The 462-nt window shown below is 47.6% G+C and carries 1 protein-coding gene and 1 tRNA gene; both read right to left on the bottom strand.

Annotation, left to right across the window (positions count from 1 at the left end; translation table 11 throughout):
- Positions 1 to 45 precede the first annotated feature (45 nt).
- Positions 46 to 120 (bottom strand) — tRNA-Arg (locus tag ACTHUM_RS19470).
- An 18-nt stretch (positions 121 to 138) separates the two neighbouring features.
- Positions 139 to 462: DUF441 domain-containing protein (locus tag ACTHUM_RS19465; RefSeq protein WP_440403937.1), on the bottom strand; the 324-nt coding region annotated here is incomplete at its 5' end.

The following is a 462-nucleotide window of genomic DNA, read 5'->3' as shown; positions in this document are numbered from 1 at the left end:
TAATAAAAAAGCCTTTCAAAGTATGAAAGGCTTTTATTGAAACTGTGGCCTCGCCAACAGGAATCGAACCTGTATTTTACGCTTAGGAGGCATACGTTCTATCCGTTGAACTATGGCGAGGCGGTAAAGGAGGGGATTTTAAACCTTTCCGGCAAAAAAAGACAATAAGCCAGCGGCAATCAAAGGGCCGACCGGAATGCCGCCGACAAAGGCAACGCCGATGACTGTGCCGATTAATAATCCGGTTACTAAAACAGGCTGTTCGCTCATCAATGGAACGCCGCGTCCGGCAAGCCATGCAACCAAAATGCCGATAAGGACGGCGGCAATCATTTTAAAATTGATAAACTCGGAAACCGGCGGAATCTGGATTTTACCGGAAACCAACGGGCTCAATACGCCGATGGTCAGCAGGATGATGCCCAGATGCAAACCGTGTTTTTCCACCAAGGGAAGATATTG

Source organism: Neisseria sp. P0021.S006 (assembly GCF_051956895.1).
Note: the sequence above shows the minus strand (reverse complement) of the source record. Positions and strands in the feature narration are given on the sequence as shown.